Source organism: Pedobacter sp. 01N416 (assembly GCF_056399685.1).
Genome location: NZ_JBFTRT010000873.1, coordinates 1 through 1,303, shown reverse-complemented (window position 1 = coordinate 1,303; position 1,303 = coordinate 1). Strand labels below are relative to the sequence as shown.

The 1,303-nt window shown below is 41.4% G+C and carries 1 protein-coding gene; it reads right to left on the bottom strand.

All coding sequences use genetic code 11. From position 1 onward, the window contains the following. Positions 1-1,216: transglycosylase domain-containing protein (locus AC1DND_RS28015; protein ID WP_477586146.1), on the bottom strand; the 1,216-nt coding region annotated here is incomplete at its 3' end. Between the last annotated feature and the right edge of the window lie 87 nt (positions 1,217-1,303).

Genomic DNA, 1,303 nt, shown 5'->3' with positions numbered 1-1,303 from the left:
GCATTTTTACTGCAGGGATGTTTAAGGAGCGGCTCAACGCTTTATCTGCAGCAATGGCGCCATCATAGCCCAGATCGTAATTTTGTGGTGAATAGCCCGCTATTTGAGTTGGGATATCGGGAACTAATGTGTGCGGTAATATAAAGCCATCATTCATCATGCTAGCATAAAGCAAGGGTTTTAAGGTACTGCCAGGACTTCGTGGTGCTTTAATCATATCCACGTGGCTTTGTAGGTCAGCATTTTCTGGCTGGTAGATATTGCCTACATAACTTACAACATGACCGGTTCTTGCATCCAGCACTAATGCTGAAATATTGTTGATGTCGTTTGCCCGGTAACGGTTATTGTACCGTTTTAATATGGCATTAACTTTTAGCTGGATATTTTCATCCAGTGTAGAAGTAATTCTGGTAGAGGAGATTTTAAGACTCGCTCGTTCTATTTTAAAACGGTTCAACAGATGCGGCGCATTTTGGGGTAGAGGCATAGGCTTGCCCGGAACGGGTTCTAACTTGGCTAAATTCGCAGTTGCCTGATCGATGTATTTTAACTTAGCCAGCTTATCTAATAAATCGTTTCTTTTTTTAATTAATCGCGTCGAGTTTTTACCCGGATGTACCAAAGAAGGACTATTGGGCAATACAGCCAATGTCGCCATTTCACCCCATGAAAGGGTTTTGGCATTGCGACCATAATATCGCCAACTTGCCGCTTCTAAGCCCACAACATTGCTGCCGAAGGGCGCATTTGCTGCATATAAGCCTATAATTTCCTCTTTTGAATATTTTGTTTCTAAGCGTAAAGCTAAAGTCACTTCCAATAATTTTTGCCAAACCGTTCGGTCTTGTTTTCGCGATAAACGGATTACCTGCATAGTTAATGTACTCCCGCCACTAACCACGCTTTTAGCTTTCCAATTCTGGCGCATGGCCCTGCTCATGGCCAGAAAATCAATGCCAAAGTGACTATAGAACCGCTTATCCTCGAAAGCAATGATGCAATCTTTAAATTTTACAGGAACACTGTCCGCCACAGGGAACCGCCATTGTCCATCGCTGGCAATTGCTGCACTTAATAAATTACCATTGCTTGCCTCAATTACAAACGAAGTAGGTGTTTTGAACAGTTTTGAGGGTAACGAAAAAAGAAAAGCCAAAAGCAGGGCAAAGCAGATAACATCCGAAATGAGGAAAGCTTTTGAGATTTTGTTCATTTAATTTTTTAAAAATAAGAAACCTCACAGGTTTTAAAAACCTGCGAGGTTTAAAACTAATTTTTATTCTACTTCACCACCTGCACC